The following is an 18,396-nucleotide window of genomic DNA, read 5'->3' on the forward strand; positions in this document are numbered from 1 at the left end:
GCCATAATTCAATTATTCGCCATTGACAAATTCATTCGCTATTATCTAATTTACCCTCAGAACAACCGGCCGCGGCAAGTGGCCCATAAGGGAGAGGGAACGACGATGAGAGGGCTTTTGGCCTGCGCCATGCTCGCGGCAATGACATCGGCTGCCATGACCACAGTCGCGCGCGCGCAAGTCTCCGACGACGTGGTCCGGATCGGCGTGCTGACCGATCTGTCAAGCTGGGGCCGCGACAACAGCGGACCGGGTTCGGTCGAGGCCGCAAAAATGGCGGTGGAGGAGTTCGGGCCGACCGTGCTCGGCAAGCCGATCGAGATCATCAGCGCCGACCACCAGATGAAGACCGACGTCGGCGTCAATATCGTGCGCGGCTGGTTCGACAACGGCAAGGTCGACGCCGTCGTCGACATTCCCAATTCCGGCATCGCGATCGCCGTGCACAACATGGTGCGCGAGCGCAACAAGATCGCGCTGCTGTCCGGGCCCGGCGCGAGTTCGCTGACCGATGAGCTGTGCAGTCCCAACACGGTGCACTTCACCTATGATACCTATGCGCTGTCGAAGGTGACGGCCTCCGCCGTGATCAAGGAAGGCGGAAAGTCCTGGTACTTCATCACCGCGGACTACGCCTTCGGCCAGCAGCTCGAGAAGGACGCCACGCGCTTCATCAACGAGATGGGCGGCAAGGTGCTCGGCGGCGTCAAGCATCCGACCAACACCGCCGACTTCTCGTCCTTTGCGCTGCAGGCGCAGAGCTCCAAGGCAGACGTCGTCGCCTTCGCCAATGCCGGCCAGGACACCGATAACGCCATCAAGCAATCCGGCGAGTTCGGCCTGGTCCAGGGCGGCCAGAAGCTGGTCGGCCTGTTGATGTTCGACACCGACGTGCACGCGATCGGGCTCAAGTCGGCGCAGGGCACCTACATGACGACGGCGTCGTACTGGAACATGGACGAGGCGACGCGCGCCTGGTCGAAAAAGTTCTTTGCCCGCACCAATGTGATGCCGACCATGATCCAGACCGGCGTCTATGGCTCGGTGCTGCATTATCTCAAAGGCATCAAGGCTGCCGGCACGGACGATCCGGCCAAGGTGATGGCCAAGATGCGCGAGCTGCCGATCGAGGACACGTTCGTCCATGGCGGCAAGTTGCGCGAGGACGGCCGCGTCATCCGCGACATGTATCTCGCCAGGGTGAAGTCGCCCGAGCAGTCCAAAGAGCCCTGGGATTATCTGGAGATCATCAAGACCGTGAAGGGCGATGACGCCTTCCGCCCGGTCTCCGAATCCAAATGTCAGCTCTTGAAAAAGTGAGGTGAGACATGACCGGCAACGAGCGCAGCGCAAGCGAAACTTACGAGTGCGATGTGCTCGTGGCCGGATCGGGTTGCTCGGGCATGTCGGCCGCGATCACCGCGCGCTATCGCGGCCTCGACGTGCTGATCGTCGAGAAGGAGCCGCGCTTCGGCGGCACCACCGCCCGCTCCGGCGGCTGGCTCTGGATCCCGGGCACCTCGCTGGCGAAGGCCTACGGCATCGCGGAGACACCGGAGCAGGCGCGCACATACTTGCGGCACGAAGCCGGCAACAATTTTGACGCCGCACGCGTCGATGCATTCCTGCGCGCGGGCCCCGAGGCCGTCGACTTCTTCACCACCAAGACCGCGCTGCGCTTCGACATGCCGCTGGTGTTTCCCGACTACCATGCCGAAGCGCCCGGTGGCACGCAGGGCGGTCGCTCCATGGTGACGCGCCCATTCGATGGCCGCGAGCTTGGCGAGCAGATCAAGACGCTCGGCATGCCGCTGCCCGAGCTCACCGTGTTCGGCATGATGCTCGGCTCCGGCAAGGAGATCATCCACTTCATGCGCGTGACGAAATCGCTGACCTCGGCAGCCTATGTCGCAAAACGCTTGTCGCGGCATCTGATGGACGTGCTGCGCTACGGCCGCGGCATGACCTTGACCAACGGCAACGCGCTCGCCGGGCGCCTGGCAAAGTCCGCGCAGGATCTGAAGATTCCGATGTGGCTGTCCTCGCCGGTGCGCGAACTGACGGTCGAGAACGGCACCGTCACCGGCGCGATCGTTTCGCGCGAGGGCCGCGACGTGCGGGTCCACGCGAGGCAGGGCGTCGTGCTCGCCTGCGGCGGCTTCCCGCACGATTTCGAGCGGCGCAAGAAGATGTTTCCGCATGCGCCGACCGGCAATGAGCATTTCTCGCCCGGTCCCACCGGCAATACCGGCGACGGCCTGCGGCTGGCGGAGAGCGCCGGGGGACATGTCGAGGACCGGCTGCCGAACGCCGCGGCCTGGGTGCCGGTGTCGCTGACCACGCGCAAGGACGGATCGAAAGGTGTGATGCCGCATTTCATCGACCGCGCCAAGCCCGGTGTGATCGCGGTGATGCGCGACGGCAAGCGGTTTGCCAATGAAGGCAATTCCTACCACGACTTCGTCCAGGCCATGATCAAGGCGGCAAAGCCGGGCGAAGAGATCGCGGCGTATCTCGTCTGCGATCACCCAACGCTGCGCAAATACGGCCTCGGCTGCGTGCCGCCGTTCCCGATGCCGCTCGGCCATCATCTCAACACCGGCTATCTCATGCGTGGCGATACGCTGGAGGCGCTCGCGGCGAAGGCCGGCATCGATGCGAAGGCGTTCAGCGAGACGGTCAATCAGTTCAATGCAAGCGCGCCGCTGGGCCATGACGCCGCCTTCGGCAAGGGCTCGAAGGCCTATAACCGCTACCAGGGCGACGCCATGCACGGCCCGAATCCCTGTATCGCGCCGATCGAGAACGGCCCGTTCTACGCCATCAAGATGGTGGTCGGGGATCTCGGCACCTATGCCGGTATCGTCACCGACGAGAACGCACGCGCGCTCGATGCCGAGGGCCGGGTGATTCCCGGGCTCTATGCCGCCGGCAACGACATGGCGAGTATCATGGGCGGCAATTATCCCGGCGCCGGCATCACGCTTGGGCCGGCGCTGACCTTCGGCTACATTGCCGGCCGTCATCTCGCCGACAGCGCCGCCAAGCCCGACGCGGCGTAACCACACGCCAGGAGGCGCATGAAGAGAGAAAGCCGCGGCATCCAATCGATCGAGGTCGGCGGAGAATTGCTCCGTGCGCTCGCCAGGAGCGGCGAGCCGATGATGCTGCGCGATCTCGCGCGCGAGGCCGGCATGACGCCGGCCAAGGCGCATCCCTATCTGGCCAGCTTCTCGCGTATCGGGCTGATCGAGCAGGACGAGACCACCGGCCGCTACGAGATCGGCGCGCTCGCGCTCGAACTCGGCCTGATCAGCCTGCGCCGCCTCTCAGGCGTCCGCATCGCCCAGCCGAAGATCGCCGCACTCGCGAGCCAGATCGGGCACGCGGTCTCGCTCGCGGTCTGGGGCACGCATGGACCGACCGTGGTGCAGTTAGAGGAGCCCGGCCAACCGGTGCACATCGTGATGCGCGCCGGCTCGGTGATGGCCCTGCTGGAAACCGCGACCGGCCGCGCCTTCGCAGCCTTCCTCCCGGAGAAGACCATCAACGCCGCACTCGAAAGCGGGCTCGATCGCCAGGGCGTGGGCTACAATCCGAAGCGGCCGGTGAAGGGCGCCAAGGTCGCCGAGATGCTGGCTGAGGTCCGCAAGCACGGCCTCGCCCGCGCGCTCGGCGATCCCCTGCCCGGCGTGAATGCGTTCTCGGCGCCGGTGTTCGATCATGCCGGCCATGTCGCGCTGGTGATCACCGCGATGGGGCCGGAAGGCACCTTCGATGCCCGCTGGGACAGCCCCATCGCCCACGCCCTGCGCGACTGCGCAGGCCACATCTCGAAACGGCTCGGCTACGGCATGACGATCGCGGCGGAGTGAGGCGCGCCTAAAGCCGATTAGGTAGTGTGCTCCCTCTCCCGCTTGCGGGAGAGGGTTGGGGAGAGGGTGTCTCCGCAACGGGACAATCCCCTAGAGGAGATATCCCTCACCCGGCGCTACGCGCCGACCTCTCCCGCACGCGGGAGAGGTGAAAAGGAAGTCAGTGACCACCGCTAGAGCGGCGCCACCCTCACCTCTTCTGCCGAGATCGATCCGCTGTCGACGACCAGTGCAACCGCGCCGCCGGTCAACGGCAGGTCGCCGGTGTCCTGGACGCTGAACAGCTTCCTGCCGTCGACATGGGCTTCGATCTCGCCGCCGACCACACGCAGCTCGACCTTGTATTTGCGATCGAGCTCCCAGGCGAAGCGTTCGCTGGCAAGCACGACCTCGTCGTGCACGCGCTTGACCAGGCGCACGCGTCCGCCCTCGGCGCGATCGAACATCAGGGCATAATAGCGCTCTCGTCCCTGCACGCGTGCCGCGAGCCCCCAGGCATTTGCCAAAAGCGGCATGATCTCCGAGGTCACTCGATAATCCTTCCAGTCGCGCGAGCCCTGCGCGATGAAGCCGAGCCCGTCGCCATTGGTGACGCGCAAGCCCTCCCAGCGGGTCTGGAATTGACTGACATTGTTGACCCAGGCGTGTTTCCACATCGTGCTGACATTGTTGTCGGGACGCTTAAACACAGTTTCGGCCGCGCCGCCCCAGGTCAGGTAGTCCAGATACAGCGTGCCATCGACGCCGAGCGGATCGCGCGTCTCGATCTCGACGCCGATCTCGAGGATCGGATAGGCGTTCGTCTCCGGCACCCGCCAGCTCAGCACGACCTCGCAGCCGCCGGAGAGCTCCCGCACATCGCCATAGATCTGCACCAGTTCGTCGCGCTCGTCATAGACGCTGGCGAACAGGCGCACCGCGACCGGACCACTGTCGGTCTCGGATTCCAGCCGGCACTCGACGCGCTGGCCCGAATACAGCGTCGGACACGACACCAGTTGATAGGTCGGCATCGAAAACACCTCCTTGTCGAAGAAGGTGGGACTGGCAATTCGCGCCACACGCCCGGGCGCCAGGCGGCGGAAGTCGATCGCGAGGCTGCGCTCGCCATTGCGGCTATGGCCGGCAACGTTGCTGAGCTCGACCTCGTGCAACCGCGCCGGCGAACTACCCTTCACATGGAAGCCCTGGAGACTTCCCGGGAAATTGAAGTTGAAGCGCGCGCCGTCCTTGGCAACCGCGAGTGCCGGCGCGCCCGCCAGCGCAAGCCCCGCCGCGACCAGCGACTGCGTCTCGATCACGGCGTCGGTGATCGCGGCGCCGCCGTCGGCCGTCGAGATATACATGCGGTCGGCGATGGGGGTGCGGAAGTCCGGCCCGGCGTCGAGGCCGGCAAGGCCGGTGCGGATGCCGAACAGGCAGCCGACATTGCCGGCGTTGCAGTCCGTGTCCCAGCCGGCCGTGTTGGCGATGCGCATCGCGTCCTGAAAACTGTTCTCGCCGTAAAGCGTCGCCAGGATGATCAGCGCGTGGTTGGGCACCACATGGCAATTGCCGAGGAATTTGTCGTAGCCGTAACGCTCGGCGATCAGCGCGCGGGTGCGCTCCCAGTCGTTGCTGTTGTCGCCGGCGTGCCAATCGCGGACGTCGTTGACCACGCGCCGGATCAGCGCGTCCTTCGGCACGAAGGAAAGGCCGGTGTCGATCAGCTTCTGCACGTCGCGCTCGACAAAGGCCTGCGCCTCCATCGCCGCGAGCAACTTTGCAGCCTGCACGGATTCGCCGTCATGGCTGACGCGTCCGGCCTGGTCGGCGAGATAGGCGGCCTGTTCGGGATTGCCGGGGCTTACCATAGCCCAGCCGTCGATGAAAATCTGCGCGCCGATCTGCTCGGCCACAGTCGCGCCGTTCAGCTCGATCGAGCCGCTCTGCGGCGCCGGGACGCCGGACTTGAGGCGGAGATAGGCGGTGTGCTCGGTGGAATTGCCGATGCCGCCCCACCACAGCACGGCGCGCTCTTCGACGATGTAGTTCAGCCAGGCCTGCCCGACCTGCTTCGCGGTCAGGCGTTTTGGGTAGCCGTTGTCGGCGAGCGCGCGCGGAAAAGCAAAGGTGCCGGAGACATCGTCGTCGGTGACGACGAGATGATGCGACCGCAACGCGACGTCGCGGCGCTCATTGACGTAATAGTTGATCGGCCCGAGCTCCTTCATGATGCGCTCATAGGTCCAGCCCTCGAAGGGCCGGCCGAGATAGACGCCAATGAGCTTGCCGAGCACGCCGGCATAGACGCGCTCCGCGTAGTCATGAGGAATTGCCGTCACTTGTTCACTCCCACGTTCGATTGTCTCGCCCGATCAGACCGACGAGCGTTTCATGATCTCGAATTTCAGCTCATGACTCTTGCCGGGCGCTGTAAGGCCGTCCGGCTGCAACCGCCTGACCAGCGTCTCCGCCGCGAGCGCGCCGAGATCGAACTCCGGCTGTCGCACCGTGGTGAGGCCAAGCAGCTTTGCGACCGGAATATCGTCGAAGCCGGCGATTGCGATGTCATTGGGGATCGAGAGCCCGGCGTTGCGCGCCGCTTCCATCGCACCGAGCGCCAGCACGTCGCTGGCGCCGAACACGGCGGTCGGTCGCTCGCCCTTGCGTTCGAGCAGCCGCCTCATCGCGCGCGCGCCGGACTCTTCCGAATAGGCGCTGTCGGTGACGAAATCGGGCGATAGCCCGGCTTCCCGCATCACTGCACTATAGCCCTGCGCGCGGCGCTGGCTCGGGCCGAACTCGGCCTGGATCATGGCGATGCGGCGATGCCCGCGCGCGATCAGCAGCCGCGTCATCTCGGCGGCGGCTTCCGCGTTGTCGATATAGACGCTGTCGATCGCGAGCGGCCCATCCGGCTTGTGCTGGCTTTCCAGCCGCACCAGCGGAATGCCTTTTCGCGCGAGCACCGCGAGTTGCGGCACGCGCAGATGAAAGAACGTCGCGACGACGCCGTCGGCGCGACCCTGCAGCAGCCAGTCGATCGCGCGTGCCTCGCGCTCCGGCCGCCCGTCCGTGTCGAAGATCAGTACGTCGTAGCCCGCAGGCGCCGCAACCGTCTGCAATCCCCGGACGAGACCCGGATAGAACGGGTTGGTGATATCAGGAATGACGCAGGCAAACGTCATGGTCCGCGCACTGCGCAGCATCCGCGCCGGATGGTTCGGCCGATAGCCGAGCCCTTCGGCGACCTCGAGGATGCGCGTCCGCGTTGCCGGCGGGACGGACGGTGTCTCGGCCTTGTTCAGGACGAGCGACACGGCGGCCTGCGAAACGCCGGCCGCGAGCGCAATATCCTTCTGCGTGGGGCGGGCCGGCGCCGCTTTGGCGGGCCCCTTCCTCCGCTTCGTCCTCGTTGTTGACGTCGTCATTTCGCTTAGTTATACGTATTACTAAAGTAAAATCAACAATCGTTACCAACGCACCGAGGAAACCGAGGTTCATCGCCATGACCATGACCCGACGCCAGCTTGTCGCCGCCATTCCTGCCGCAGCGCTTGCAGCCAATCTGCCGCGCGGCGCACGCGCCGAAGACGGGCGCAAGGTGGTGACCTTCTGGTTCGGCCAGGCAAATTCGGACGGCCAGGCCGCGCTACGCAACGATCTGGTCGAAGCGTTCAACGCGTCACAGGACAAATATCTGCTGCAGATGGAAGTGAAGGGCGCAGCGGTGAACAATTTGCTGAAGGTCGCCCTCGTCGCCGGCAACGGTCCTGACATTGTCCAGACCGCAGGTCCAGCCTATCTCACCGCGATCGCCAATGCCGGCCAGGTTCTGCCGCTCGACGACTTCGCCGAGAGGTACAAGTGGAAGGATCGCTTCCTCGCGCCGCTGCTCAACACCAGCGTCTACGGCGGCAAGCTCTACGCACTGCCGCGCGACTACGAGTCGATGCATCTGTTCTACAACAAGGAGCTGTTCAAGCAGAATGGCTGGAAGCTGCCGACCAACCGGCAGGAGATGGAAGAGGTCGCCGACGCCGCGCTCGCCAAGGGCATCATCCCCTTCGGCGCAGGCAATGCCGACTGGAAGGGCGTCAACGAATGGCTGATGACGGTGTTCTTCAACAACGTCGCCGGCCCCGACAACGTCCGCAAGGCGCTTGCGGGCGAACTGCCCTGGACCGCACCGCCCTTCGTCGAGGCCGTTGAGCTATCAAAGGCCTGGTACAACAAGGGCTATTTCGGCAAGAACTACTTCTCGCTGACGATCGAGCAGAGTTTTCTCCAGGTCGTGAACGGCAAGGCAGCGATGGCGCTGAGCGGCACCTGGTCGTTCGGCACCAAATCCTACGGCATGTCCAAGCCCGACACCATGATGGACGTGATGCCGACGCCGAGCCTCGGCTCGGCCTTCACGGGGCCACTGGTGCATCTCGCCTGCGGCGCGACGCTGTCGATTGCAAAGACCTCGCGGAACGCGGAAGGCGCCGCCGCCGTGTTCGAATTCATGCTGTCGCGCAAGTTCTACGAGGCGATGAACCGCGACTGGCCCGGCAAATGGGCGCTGCCGGTCAAGGACCTGCCGCCGGAGATGCTCAGCGGCATCGGCTATCCCCTGTTCGAGAAGACCATCGCTAATTTGCACGAGGCCTTCAGCAAGGGTCAGTACGGCTTCACCACCTGGACGTTCTGGCCCGGCGCCACCAACTCCTACCTGATCGAGGGCATCGAGCAGGTCTGGCTCAACAAGATCACGCCGGACGCTTACCTGACCCGGATGCAGACGCTGTTCAGCCAGGAAGCCAGGGAAGGCAAGGTGCCGCCGCTGCCGCCGCGGACGGCCTGATCTTGAGATGTGGCTGTTCGCGCTTCCGGCGCTGCTGATCAACATCTGCATCATCCTGGTGCCCGCCGTGCTGACATTCACGGCGGCGTTCTTCATCTGGGATGGTGTCGGCACACCGATGTGGGCGGGACTGGCCAATTTCCAGAACATGGTCGCCGACCCCGTGTTCTGGTCGGCACTGACCAACAATTTCATCTGGACCGCGATCTTCCTGACCGTGCCGGTCTGCCTCGCGCTGGTGATGGCCGCGGCGCTGCTGATGGCGCCGAAGGCGCGCATCGTGGTGCAGTCCATCATCTTCCTGCCGCGCATCATCGCGGTCGCGGTCACCGGCCGCATCTTCCAGGGCATGATTTTCAGCCCGGCGACCGGCGTCGTCGCCTGGCTGAACGAGCGCGGCTTTTCGATCTCCGATCCCCTCGCCGACCCCGACCGTTCGCTCTATGCGGTCGCAGCTGTCGACATCTGGCATTGGTGGGGCTTCCTTGCCGTGGTGTTTCTGTCGGCGATGCGGCAGATCAGCGTCGACCAGATCGAGGCGGCGCGGCTCGACGGCGCGGGCTTCTTCGCGCTGTTTCGTTATGTGCTATTGCCGGGCATCCGCCCGACGTTGACGCTCATGCTCATCCTCACCGTGATCTGGTCGTTCCAGGTGTTCGAATTCATCTTCATCGTCACCCGCGGCGGTCCCGCCTATGGCAGCGAGGTGCTGGCAACCTTCGCCTATCGCCACGCCTTCTTCGAAGGCGATGTCGGTCAAGCTGCGGCTGCGGCCTGCGTCATGAGCCTGTTCGGCCTGTGCGCGACCGCCGTGTATCTCTGGCTCCAGATCGCCGACGACGCGCAATCGACATGATCGGGGACCGCTGGAGCAGGACATTCAGCCTTGGGCTGATCGGCGTCGCATCGTTCAGCTCACTGCTGCCGATCGTGCTTGCCGTCATCAACGCGCTGAAGACGACAGCCGAGATCGGCAGCAATCCGCTCGCGCTGCCGACCCAGCTGCATTGGGAGAATTTTTCGTCGGCCTGGCGCAACGCACAGCTCGGGCCGAGCCTGCTGCACAGCGCCGAGGTCGCGACCCTCACCATCCTGATGGTCTGCGTTACCGCGACGCCCTGCGCCTATGTGCTGGCGCGACAGAAGGGCAAATTCTGGCGCTTCATCACCTTCTACTTCATGGCCACGATCACCGTGCCCGTGCAGCTCTATCTCTATCCGCTCTATTTCATCTTCGCGAAGCTTGGGCTGGTGAATTCGATTCCCGCGGTGGCGCTGATCTACACCGCGATGTTCTCGCCCTTCGCGATCTTCCTCCTGCGCACCTATGCGCTCGCGATCCCCATCGCGCTGGAGGAAGCAGCCCAGGTTGACGGCGCAAGGCCGTGGCAGACATTCTGGTACGTGATCCTGCCGATGATGCGACCGGGACTGCTCACAGTCGCCATCATCGTCGGCCTGAATGCCTGGAACGAGTTCGTCATCGCCGTGACGTTCCTCCAGAACGACAGCAACGTCACCGCGATCGTGCGCTTCTATAACCTCACTGGCCAATATTCGACCGACTGGGGCGAGATGCTCGCCGCTGCCGTGACGATCGTGCTGCCGATCGTCGCGATTTTCGTGCTGCTGCAGCGCCAGTTCATTGACGGCATGACCTCGGGCGCGGTGAAGTCGTAGGCCCTACTCGTCCTTCACCGGCACCGTGTAATTCAGGATCAGCCGGCCGCCATCCGGATAGATTGTCTGCCCGGTGATGTAGGACGCATCGTCGCTGGCGAGGAACGCGACGACGGAGGCGACCTCGCTCGGCTCGCCGCCGCGGCCGGCCGGCGTGCGTGACATCACGGTTTTGCGGGCATCCTCCGAGGTGTAGATGGACGACGCCACCATGTCGGTCAAAATCGTGCCCGGCCCCACTGCCACGACGCGGATGTTGTGCGGGGCGAGCGCGACAGCGGCGACCGAGGTCAGCTGCTTCATGCCGCCCTTGGACATCGCGTAGGTCGCAAGCGCCGGGATCGCCAGCAGCGCATTGACCGAGGACATGTTGATGATGACCCCGCCGCCGGTGCCCTGCGCGATCATCTGCTTCGCCGCGGCCTGTACGCCGAAGAACGCGCCCTTCAAATTGATGCCGATGATTTCGTCGAACTCCTCTTCGGAGATCTCCAGGATGTCCCGGTTGCGGGCGACGCCGGCATTGTTGACCATGATGTCGAGTCGGCCGAATTCTTTCACGGCGGTCGCGACGAGCTGATCGACGTCGGCGCGCTTTGCGACATTGCCAATGAGGGTGCGCAAGGCGTCCGGCCGCCCGAGTTCGGCAGCCGTTGCAGCCAGACCATCGGCATCGACATCCGAGATGACCACCTTGACGCCGTCGTCAAGGAACCGCTTTGCGCAGGCCTTGCCGATGCCGCGTGCCGCGCCGGTGATAGCGGCGACCTTGCCGGTTAGTTTCATGGGTCTCACTCCAGAATAGCTGCTTGGGCAGCGAGCTATCCCGGAGAGGACTCCAGTTCAAGCCGCTGCAAACCCGAGATGAGCACGGAACCGGTTCTTGATAAAGACGGCATCGCGCGAGGGCAGCGAACGCGGCGGATTTTCCGCCAAAACCTTGATGACAAAAAGCCGCGGGCCATCGGCCGGCTCGGCGATCTCCGCCGCAAGGCGCTGCACCTCCTCGAGCGTCCGCACGGTCGCGGTTGCCGCAAAGCCGCAGGCCGTGGCGATCGCGGTGAGATCGACGCCGCGGCCGGTGTGGCTCGCCTGCATCCCGGTCTCGCCAAAATGCTGATTGTCGATCACGACGATGTCGAGATTGCACGGGCGCGCAACACCGATGGTGGCGATGCCGCCGAGGCCCATCAGCTGCTCGCCGTCGCCGGTCAAGGCGATGACGCGCTTGCCCGGCTGGGCCTGGGCGAGGCCGAGCCCGATCAGCGCGGCGCCACCCATGGCGCCCCAGAGGTAAAAATTGTCGTCGCGATCGTCGGTCGCGTGCAGGTCATAGGTCGGTGAGCCCAGGCCGGAGACGACCAGCGTGTCCTGGCGATTCTTCAGGAGAGCCGCGACAGCCGCGCGGCGATCGAGTTGGGAGGGAGCGGACATCGACATCACCATTTCTTCTTGCCGATCAGGCGCTGCCCGATCAGGACCGCGATCTGCTGGTCGGATTCGTAGGCGAGCCATGCTGCCGATTCCACGGTCTCGACCAGGTCATCCGCGGTCTCCGCGCGCATCACCTTCAGCCCGATCGCCTCCAGCGAAGGCTGCGTCGCCCGGCTCATCGGCACCTGCCAGGGATTGAACTCGGCCCATTCGCCGCGCATCGTCACCAGCATCAAGAGCGGAAAGCGGCCGATCGCCGACAGCGACAGCATGTTGATGCAATTGCCGACGCCGCTCGACTGCATCAGCAGCACGCTGCGCTGGCCACCGAGCCAGGCGCCAGCGGCAATGGCAATGCCCTCTTCTTCGGTGGTCAGCACGTTGGTGGTGACGTCGCGGTCGGCCGTGAACATGCGGATCAGCTGGCTGTGGCCGGCATCCGGCACATAAGACATCTGCCTGACGTCGGCGGCTCTCAGGATGCGATAGAGCTCGGACGGCCAGTCGTCACTGCTGCGCGCTTCGGGATTGGGCTTTGGGCTATGCACCGCGTGTCTCCGTGAATTTCGAGCGGCACGCTAGCGACGTTTGGAAACGAAAGCTCTGACCGTCTGGCATGAGCAGGTATTGAAGGATTGTATAGCTGCTTCCTTGTCCCTCGTGGGACCGAAGCGCGATGCGCATAACTGCGCCCTCTCCCCTTGTGGGAGAGGGCATCACCGCGGGTCGACACAAGCACACTAGGGTGAGGGGTTGCCTCCGCGCATTCCACTCGCTTCTGTACGCGCGGAGAGATACCCCTCATCCGGCGCTTCGCGCCACCTTCTCCCACAAGGGGAGAAGGAAGGAGAAGAACCTCAATTCGCTGCAGACCTTGCCGCGGCCGGCATGTAGATCTGCGCGTAGCCTTCCTTGATCGCAGAGGTGATGCGATCGAGGCGGCGGTCGATGTGCTTCTCCAGCACCGAAACGCAAGCCTCTTCGTTACGCGCCTTCAACCCTTCGACGACAGCGCGGTGCTCGGCCTGGGTGTTGGAGCGGTTGATACTGTCCATGTCGATCCAGCGCACGAAGCGGATGCGGGCGTTGACGTTGCGGAGCACGCGCAGCATCTCGGCGTTGTTCGACATGCCCATCAGCCGCTCGTGAAAGGTCTCGTCGAGCTCGACCAGCTCCACAGAAGAACGCTCGCCGGGATCGGGGCCGGTGGCTTCGAGGAATTTCAGCAGCGCGTCGATGTCTTCGTCCTTGGCGCGCTTGATGGCGAGGCGGACCGAGGCGACCTCGATCGACTTGCGCAACTCGTAGAGATCAAAAATCTCGTGCGCGTCGAGCTCGCGGCAGAAGAAGCCCTTGCCCGGCGTGAAACGCAGGAAGCCCTCGGTGTTGAGACGGTTGAGCGCTTCGCGCAGCGGCGTGCGGCTGACGCCAAGGCGTTTGGCCAGCTCGCCTTCGTTGAGCCGCTCGCCCGGCTTGAACTCATAGCTCACGGCCATCGCCTTGAGCTGTTCATAGACGCGATCGACGATACTATCGGAAGCCAGTTCCACGTTGCTCTTCATCAGCTGCATTAATGCTCGAACACAGCCCAATATACCGGGGCTGCGGGAGCGATTGCAATGCAAACGAGAGCCGAGGTTGTGAAGAGCTTTGGGACAGCCGGAATCAGGCAAACACGCGCGGGCGCAGTCCAGCATGAAACCAGGTGATCATGGAATAGATGTCGTAGACCGGCAACCCGACCTCGGCTTGCAACGCCGCCGCATAGGGCGGCATGTTGGTGCATTCGAGCACGATGGCGCCGACATCAGGATTTTTGGCGACGAGCTGCTTGCCGGCCTCGACCACGTCACGCTCGGCTTGCGCTACGTCCATATCGTCTTTCTCGGCCTTGATCAGGACGCGAAAAAACTCCTTGCCGTGCTCGGTGCCGACCAGCGGCGTATCGAGCGGGACGCCGGCGCCTTCGAGATGGGCCGGCGTCAGGGTCGAGCCCGACACCGTGACGAGGCCGACACGCTTGCCCGGCGGCAAGGTGGCCTGCACCCAGGGCACCTGCATCAGCGACGACGTCGCAACGGGAACGCCGACGGCCGCCGCGATCTCCTTCTGGAATAGCGAGAGAAAGCCGCAATTGGTGGTGATGGCCTCGGCCCCGAGCCGCACCAGATCCTTGGCCGCATCGATGAAGTCAGGCAGCAGGCCGGCCGCGCCCTTCAGCACCACCTTCTCCGGTGAAGCGCCGCTCACCACGCGATAGAGCACGGGGAATGGCCAGGTCGTGCCATTGCCCATGTCGCCGGGAATGCGTGGGAAGCGCGCTTCCAGCATCAAAATGCCGAGCGGTGCGCCGTAGATGGCCTTGCCGCCACGGGCAATACGAGAAGGCGAGTTGGCTGGATACGTCATGATGCGATCTCAGAAGAAGCGAGTGGGCGCGAACGGTGCGAGCGGAATTTCCGGCTGCTTGCCGCTCAGGAGCTGCGCGACGAGGCGGCCGGTGCGGGCCGAGCTGACCAAGCCGATATGGCCGTGGCCGAAGGCATAGACGACGTCGCGCGACGCGCGCGAATAGCCGATGCAGGGACGTCCATCCGGCATGCTCGGCCGATGACCGAACCAGGTTTTGATGCGCGAGGCCGGGATGTCCTTCGGCAGTTTTGGGAACATGCCGAGGAGGTTGTTGCGCAAAATCTCGGCGCGCTTCCAGTTCGGCGCGGCCTCGAGGCCAGCGATCTCGACGGTGCCGGCAGCGCGCAGGCCCTTGTCGGTCCAGTTCACCACCATTTTTGCGTCGGACGCCATCATCGAGCTGCGCGGGCCTGATTCCGGATGCTCGATCATGACGTGATAGCCCCGCTCGGTCTCAAGCGGCAGCGGATCGCCGACCGATGCCGTGAGCCGTTTTGAATGCGCGCCAGCCGCGACCACGGCGGCATCGCAAGGAATCTCGCCCGTCTCGGTGAGGACGGCGACGAGCTTGTTGCCGTTCAGCTTCAGCCCGGTGGCTTTGGCGCGCACAAGCTTCGCACCGCTCGCCAGCGCATGATTTGCCAGCGCCGCAACGTAAGCACCGGGATCACGGCAGCGGCCGGCCTCTTCCACCACCACACCAAAGGTGTAGCGCAGATGTAGATCCGGCTCGCGCTGACGCATCTCGTCGGCGTTCAGCTCCATCCATTCGACGCCGACCTTCTTGCGCAGGCGCCAGCCGAGATCGTTGTCAAAGTTGCCGCGCGACGGGAAGACGTGCATCACGCCGTTACGCTCGACCAGATCAGGGACGCCCGCCTCTTCCGCGAGCTTCCGGTGCAAGAGCGGCGCGTCCTTCAGGAGATCACGGAGCGCAAACGCCGTCTTCTCGACCCGCGCCTCGGTCCAGCCTGACAGCAGATACTTGATCAGCCAGGGCAGCGCCTTCGGCAAATACGACCAGCGGATCGCGAGCGGGCCGAGCGGATCCAAGAGATAGCCAGGCACCTTCTTCCAGACACCCGGCTCCGCCGGCGGAATCACCGAATGCGAGGAGAGCCAGCCGGCATTGCCGTAACTCGCCGCCTGCTCGCCACCGGGCTCGCCCGCGTCGATCAGCGTGACGCGATGACCCTCGCGCAGCGCTTCGATGGCGCTGATCACGCCGACCGCGCCGGCTCCGATGATGGCGACGTGGCGGCCCTCCGACATCGGCTACGCCTTCGCCGCCGGCATGAAATCCTTGCCGACCGAAATCGCCCTGGAATCAAGGATGCAGTGGAGGATCGACGGCTTGCCCGAGGCGAGCGCGCGCTCGAATGCAGGCGCGAACTCTTCGGTGCGCTCGACGCGCTCGCCGTGACCGCCGAACGCCTCGGCGTACATCGCGAAGTCGGGGTTCTTGAGCTGGGTGCCGACGACGCGACCGGGATAGTCGCGCTCCTGGTGCATGCGGATGGTGCCGTATTGCGAATTGTCGACGACGATGACGATCAGCGGCGCGTCGTATTGCACGGCGGTTGCGAACTCCTGACCGTTCATCAGGAAGCAGCCGTCACCGGCAAAGGCGACGACGACGCGATCCGGATATTGCCGCTTCGCCAGCACGCCCGCCGGCACGCCGTAGCCCATCGAGCCCGACGTCGGCGCGAGCTGGGCCGCAAAACTGTGGAAGCGGTGATGGCGATGGATCCAGCCGGCATAATTGCCGGCGCCGTTGCAGACGATCGCGTCCTTCGGCAGGCGGTCGCGCAGCCACGTCATGACCTGACCGTACTGGAACGTGCCCGGCAGCTCGCGCGCCTTGTCGGTCCAGGCGAGGTAATCGGCATGCGCCTTGGCGGCCTCGCCCTTCCAGGCGACTGAGCCGGCAGGCTTCAGCGTCTCGACGGCGGCGGCGAATGCGGCGGGCGTCGCCTGGATCGCGAGCGCGGGCTGATAGATGCGGCCGAGCTCTTCCGAACCCGGATGCACGTGGATCAGCTTCTGCTTCGGCGTCGGGATGTCGAGCAGCGTGTAGGACGACGACGGCATCTCCGACATGCGGCCGCCGATGAGCAGAATGACATCGGCGTTGTCGATGCGCGCCTTCAGGCCCGGGCTCGGTCCGATGCCGAGATCACCGGCATAATGCGAATGATCGGCGTCGATCAGTGACGCGCGGCGGAACGAGGTCGCGACCGGCAGGTCGAAGCGCTCGGCAAAGCGCGCAATGCTCTTGGTGGCCTCATCGGTCCAGCGCGAGCCGCCGAGAATGACCAGCGGCGCCTTGGCGCTGGCCAGCATCGCACTGACCTGCTCGATATCAGCGGGAGCGGGCCAGCTCACCGCCGGCTCGATGCGCATGGCGTCGGCGACAGCCGCCGTCTCGGTCAGCATGTTCTCCGGCAGCGCGATCACCACAGGGCCCGGACGGCCCTGCATGGCGACGCGGAAGGCGCGCGCGACCAGCTCCGGAATGCGATCGGGGCGATCGATCTCGACCGCCCATTTCGCCATGGTGCCGAACACCGCCTTGTAGTCGAGCTCCTGGAACGCCTCGCGCTCGCGCATGCCGGTATCGACCTGGCCCACGAACAGGATCATCGGCGTCGAATCCTGCATCGCGATGTGAACGCCGTGGCTGGCGTTGGTGGCGCCGGGGCCGCGGGTGACGAAGCAGACACCGGGCCGGCCGGTGAGCTTGCCATAGGCTTCCGCCATCATCGCAGCGCCGCCTTCGGCGCGGCAGATCACGACGTCGATCGGGCTGTCATGCAGCGCGTCCAGCGCCGCGAGGTAGCTCTCGCCCGGCACGCAGGTGACGCGATCGACGCCTTGGGCTACGAGCTGATCGATCAGGATCTGGCCCCCGGTGCGGGTGTTGCGAATGGTCATGACAGCTCCCTGCAGGCTTTGGCGATGCGCATCATGGCCTCGCGCAAGTTTTGTTCCGAGGTGGCGTAGGACAGGCGGAAATAAGGTGCAAGGCCGAAACAGCTGCCCGGCACCACGGCCACGTCATGCCTCTCCAGCAGGAAGCGGCAAAACGTAACGTCGCTGTCGATGATGCTACCATCGGGCGCGCGCCGGCCGATCAGGCCGGCGCAGCTCGCATAGGTGTAGAACGCGCCCTCCGGCCGGCGGCACGTGACGCCGTCGATGGCGTTGAGCGCATCGACCACGATGTCGCGGCGGCGCTGGAACGCGGCGCGGCGCTCGATCAAAACATCCTGTGGCCCGGTCAGCGCGGCGATCGCGGCGGCCTGGCTCACCGAGGACGGATTGGTCGTGCTCTGGCTCTGCACCACCGCCATCGCCGCGATCAATTCGCGCGGGCCGCCGCCATAACCGACGCGCCAGCCGGTCATGGCATAGGCCTTGGAGACGCCGTTGACGGTCAGCGTGCGCGATTTCAGGCTCGGCTCGAGCGCCGCCGCCGTGACGAACGGCATGCCGTCATAGATCAGGTGCTCGTAGATGTCGTCCGCCATTAGCCAGACCTGCGCATGACGCTTGAGCACGTCCAGGATCGGACGCAGCTGCGCCGCGGAATAGGCGGCGCCAGTCGGATTGGACGGCGAGTTCAGCAGCAGCCAGCGCGTCTTCGGCGTGATCGCGCGCTCGAGATCGGCCGCCTCAAGACGAAACCCGTTGTCCTCGCGGCAGAGCACATCTACCGGCGTGCCGTCGGCGATGCGGACCATGTCAGCATAACTGGTCCAATAAGGTGCTGCGAGGATGACCTCGTCGCCGGGACTGAGCGTCGCCATGAAGGCGTTGTGGATCACCTGCTTGGCGCCGGCGCCGGCGGTGATCTCGTCGGCGGCATAGACGAGATCGTTCTCGCGGCGGAACTTCTCGGCGATGGCGGCCTTCAATTCCGGCGTGCCGTCCAGAATGGTGTATTTGGTCTGGCCGACGCGGATGGCGCGCTCGGCCGCGTCCTTGGCATGGTCAGGCGTATCGAAATCCGGCTCGCCGGCGCCCAGCACGATCACCGGCCGCCCCTCGCGCTTCAGCCGCTGCGCGACCGCGCCGATCTTCAAAATCTCGGAGACGCCGATCGCGCTGATGCGCTGGGCGGGGCGGAAGGTCGATGCGGAAGCCTGGACGGTCACGGCC

General features: G+C 64.9%; 16 protein-coding genes. 6 read left to right on the forward strand and 10 right to left on the reverse strand.

What is annotated here, in order from left to right:
• Nucleotides 1-105: 105 nt before the first annotated feature.
• Genes ACP2YP_RS31515 through ACP2YP_RS31525 form a run of 3 tightly spaced genes read left to right on the forward strand, consistent with a single transcriptional unit; the run spans nucleotide 106 to nucleotide 3,875 of the window.
• Nucleotides 106-1,320 carry an ABC transporter substrate-binding protein gene (locus ACP2YP_RS31515; protein ID WP_426420106.1) on the forward strand — a complete coding sequence of 405 codons (1,215 nt, stop codon included), beginning with the start codon at nucleotides 106-108 and terminating at the stop codon, nucleotides 1,318-1,320.
• Nucleotides 1,321-1,328: 8 nt separating this feature from the next.
• Nucleotides 1,329-3,062, forward strand: a complete 1,734-nt coding sequence (locus tag ACP2YP_RS31520) for an FAD-dependent oxidoreductase (RefSeq protein ID WP_426420107.1) — start codon at nucleotides 1,329-1,331, stop codon at nucleotides 3,060-3,062.
• Between the two features lie 18 nt (nucleotides 3,063-3,080).
• On the forward strand, nucleotides 3,081-3,875 hold the full coding sequence (locus ACP2YP_RS31525) for an IclR family transcriptional regulator (RefSeq protein ID WP_426420108.1): 795 nt from the start codon (nucleotides 3,081-3,083) through the stop codon (nucleotides 3,873-3,875).
• A gap of 173 nt (nucleotides 3,876-4,048) precedes the next feature.
• Here ACP2YP_RS31525 and ACP2YP_RS31530 read toward each other — a convergent pair whose 3' ends face one another.
• Entirely contained in the window at nucleotides 4,049-6,199 is a 2,151-nt protein-coding gene (locus ACP2YP_RS31530) for an ADP-ribosylglycohydrolase family protein (protein WP_426420109.1), read from the reverse strand.
• A gap of 33 nt (nucleotides 6,200-6,232) precedes the next feature.
• Nucleotides 6,233-7,177, reverse strand: coding sequence for a LacI family DNA-binding transcriptional regulator (locus tag ACP2YP_RS31535; RefSeq protein WP_426420110.1), 945 nt, complete (start codon nucleotides 7,175-7,177; stop codon nucleotides 6,233-6,235).
• Nucleotides 7,178-7,365: 188 nt separating this feature from the next.
• Between ACP2YP_RS31535 and ACP2YP_RS31540 the strand changes: the two genes are divergently transcribed.
• From ACP2YP_RS31540 to ACP2YP_RS31550, 3 genes are read left to right on the forward strand one after another with little or no spacing between them, the layout of a single operon-like run.
• A complete protein-coding gene (locus tag ACP2YP_RS31540; protein WP_426420111.1) occupies nucleotides 7,366-8,706 on the forward strand; it encodes an ABC transporter substrate-binding protein in 1,341 nt (446 codons plus the stop codon).
• A 7-nt stretch (nucleotides 8,707-8,713) separates the two neighbouring features.
• A complete protein-coding gene (locus tag ACP2YP_RS31545) occupies nucleotides 8,714-9,562 on the forward strand; it encodes a carbohydrate ABC transporter permease (RefSeq protein WP_426420112.1) in 849 nt (282 codons plus the stop codon).
• Complete coding sequence (locus ACP2YP_RS31550; protein ID WP_426420113.1) at nucleotides 9,559-10,386, forward strand: carbohydrate ABC transporter permease; 828 nt, start codon at nucleotides 9,559-9,561, stop codon at nucleotides 10,384-10,386. Before ACP2YP_RS31545 ends, ACP2YP_RS31550 begins: the two co-directional genes overlap by 4 nt.
• A gap of 3 nt (nucleotides 10,387-10,389) precedes the next feature.
• On the opposite strand, the gene ACP2YP_RS31555 is transcribed toward ACP2YP_RS31550, so the two are convergent.
• The 8 genes from ACP2YP_RS31555 to ACP2YP_RS31590 all read right to left on the reverse strand — a co-directional run bounded on the left by ACP2YP_RS31555 (nucleotide 10,390) and on the right by ACP2YP_RS31590 (nucleotide 18,392).
• Nucleotides 10,390-11,172 carry an SDR family NAD(P)-dependent oxidoreductase gene (locus tag ACP2YP_RS31555; protein ID WP_426420114.1) on the reverse strand — a complete coding sequence of 261 codons (783 nt, stop codon included), beginning with the start codon at nucleotides 11,170-11,172 and terminating at the stop codon, nucleotides 10,390-10,392.
• A 57-nt stretch (nucleotides 11,173-11,229) separates the two neighbouring features.
• Nucleotides 11,230-11,820, reverse strand: a complete 591-nt coding sequence (locus ACP2YP_RS31560; protein ID WP_426420115.1) for a thiamine pyrophosphate-dependent enzyme — start codon at nucleotides 11,818-11,820, stop codon at nucleotides 11,230-11,232.
• Between the two features lie 5 nt (nucleotides 11,821-11,825).
• A complete protein-coding gene (locus ACP2YP_RS31565; RefSeq protein WP_426420116.1) occupies nucleotides 11,826-12,368 on the reverse strand; it encodes a phosphonopyruvate decarboxylase in 543 nt (180 codons plus the stop codon).
• Nucleotides 12,369-12,677: 309 nt separating this feature from the next.
• Entirely contained in the window at nucleotides 12,678-13,391 is a 714-nt protein-coding gene (locus ACP2YP_RS31570) for a GntR family transcriptional regulator (protein ID WP_426420117.1), read from the reverse strand.
• Between the two features lie 94 nt (nucleotides 13,392-13,485).
• The gene (locus tag ACP2YP_RS31575) at nucleotides 13,486-14,229 is read right to left on the reverse strand and encodes an aspartate/glutamate racemase family protein (protein ID WP_426420118.1); all 744 of its coding nucleotides are present in this window, start codon (nucleotides 14,227-14,229) and stop codon (nucleotides 13,486-13,488) included.
• Between the two features lie 9 nt (nucleotides 14,230-14,238).
• Nucleotides 14,239-15,504, reverse strand: a complete 1,266-nt coding sequence (locus tag ACP2YP_RS31580) for an NAD(P)/FAD-dependent oxidoreductase (RefSeq protein ID WP_426420119.1) — start codon at nucleotides 15,502-15,504, stop codon at nucleotides 14,239-14,241.
• A 3-nt stretch (nucleotides 15,505-15,507) separates the two neighbouring features.
• Entirely contained in the window at nucleotides 15,508-17,169 is a 1,662-nt protein-coding gene (locus ACP2YP_RS31585; protein WP_426420120.1) for a thiamine pyrophosphate-binding protein, read from the reverse strand.
• Nucleotides 17,166-18,392, reverse strand: coding sequence for a pyridoxal phosphate-dependent aminotransferase (locus ACP2YP_RS31590; RefSeq protein WP_426420121.1), 1,227 nt, complete (start codon nucleotides 18,390-18,392; stop codon nucleotides 17,166-17,168). The genes ACP2YP_RS31585 and ACP2YP_RS31590 overlap by 4 nt, the downstream gene beginning before the upstream one ends.
• Between the last annotated feature and the right edge of the window lie 4 nt (nucleotides 18,393-18,396).

It is taken from the genome of Bradyrhizobium genosp. A (assembly GCF_049949275.1).
Taxonomy (GTDB): Bacteria; Pseudomonadota; Alphaproteobacteria; order Rhizobiales; family Xanthobacteraceae; genus Bradyrhizobium.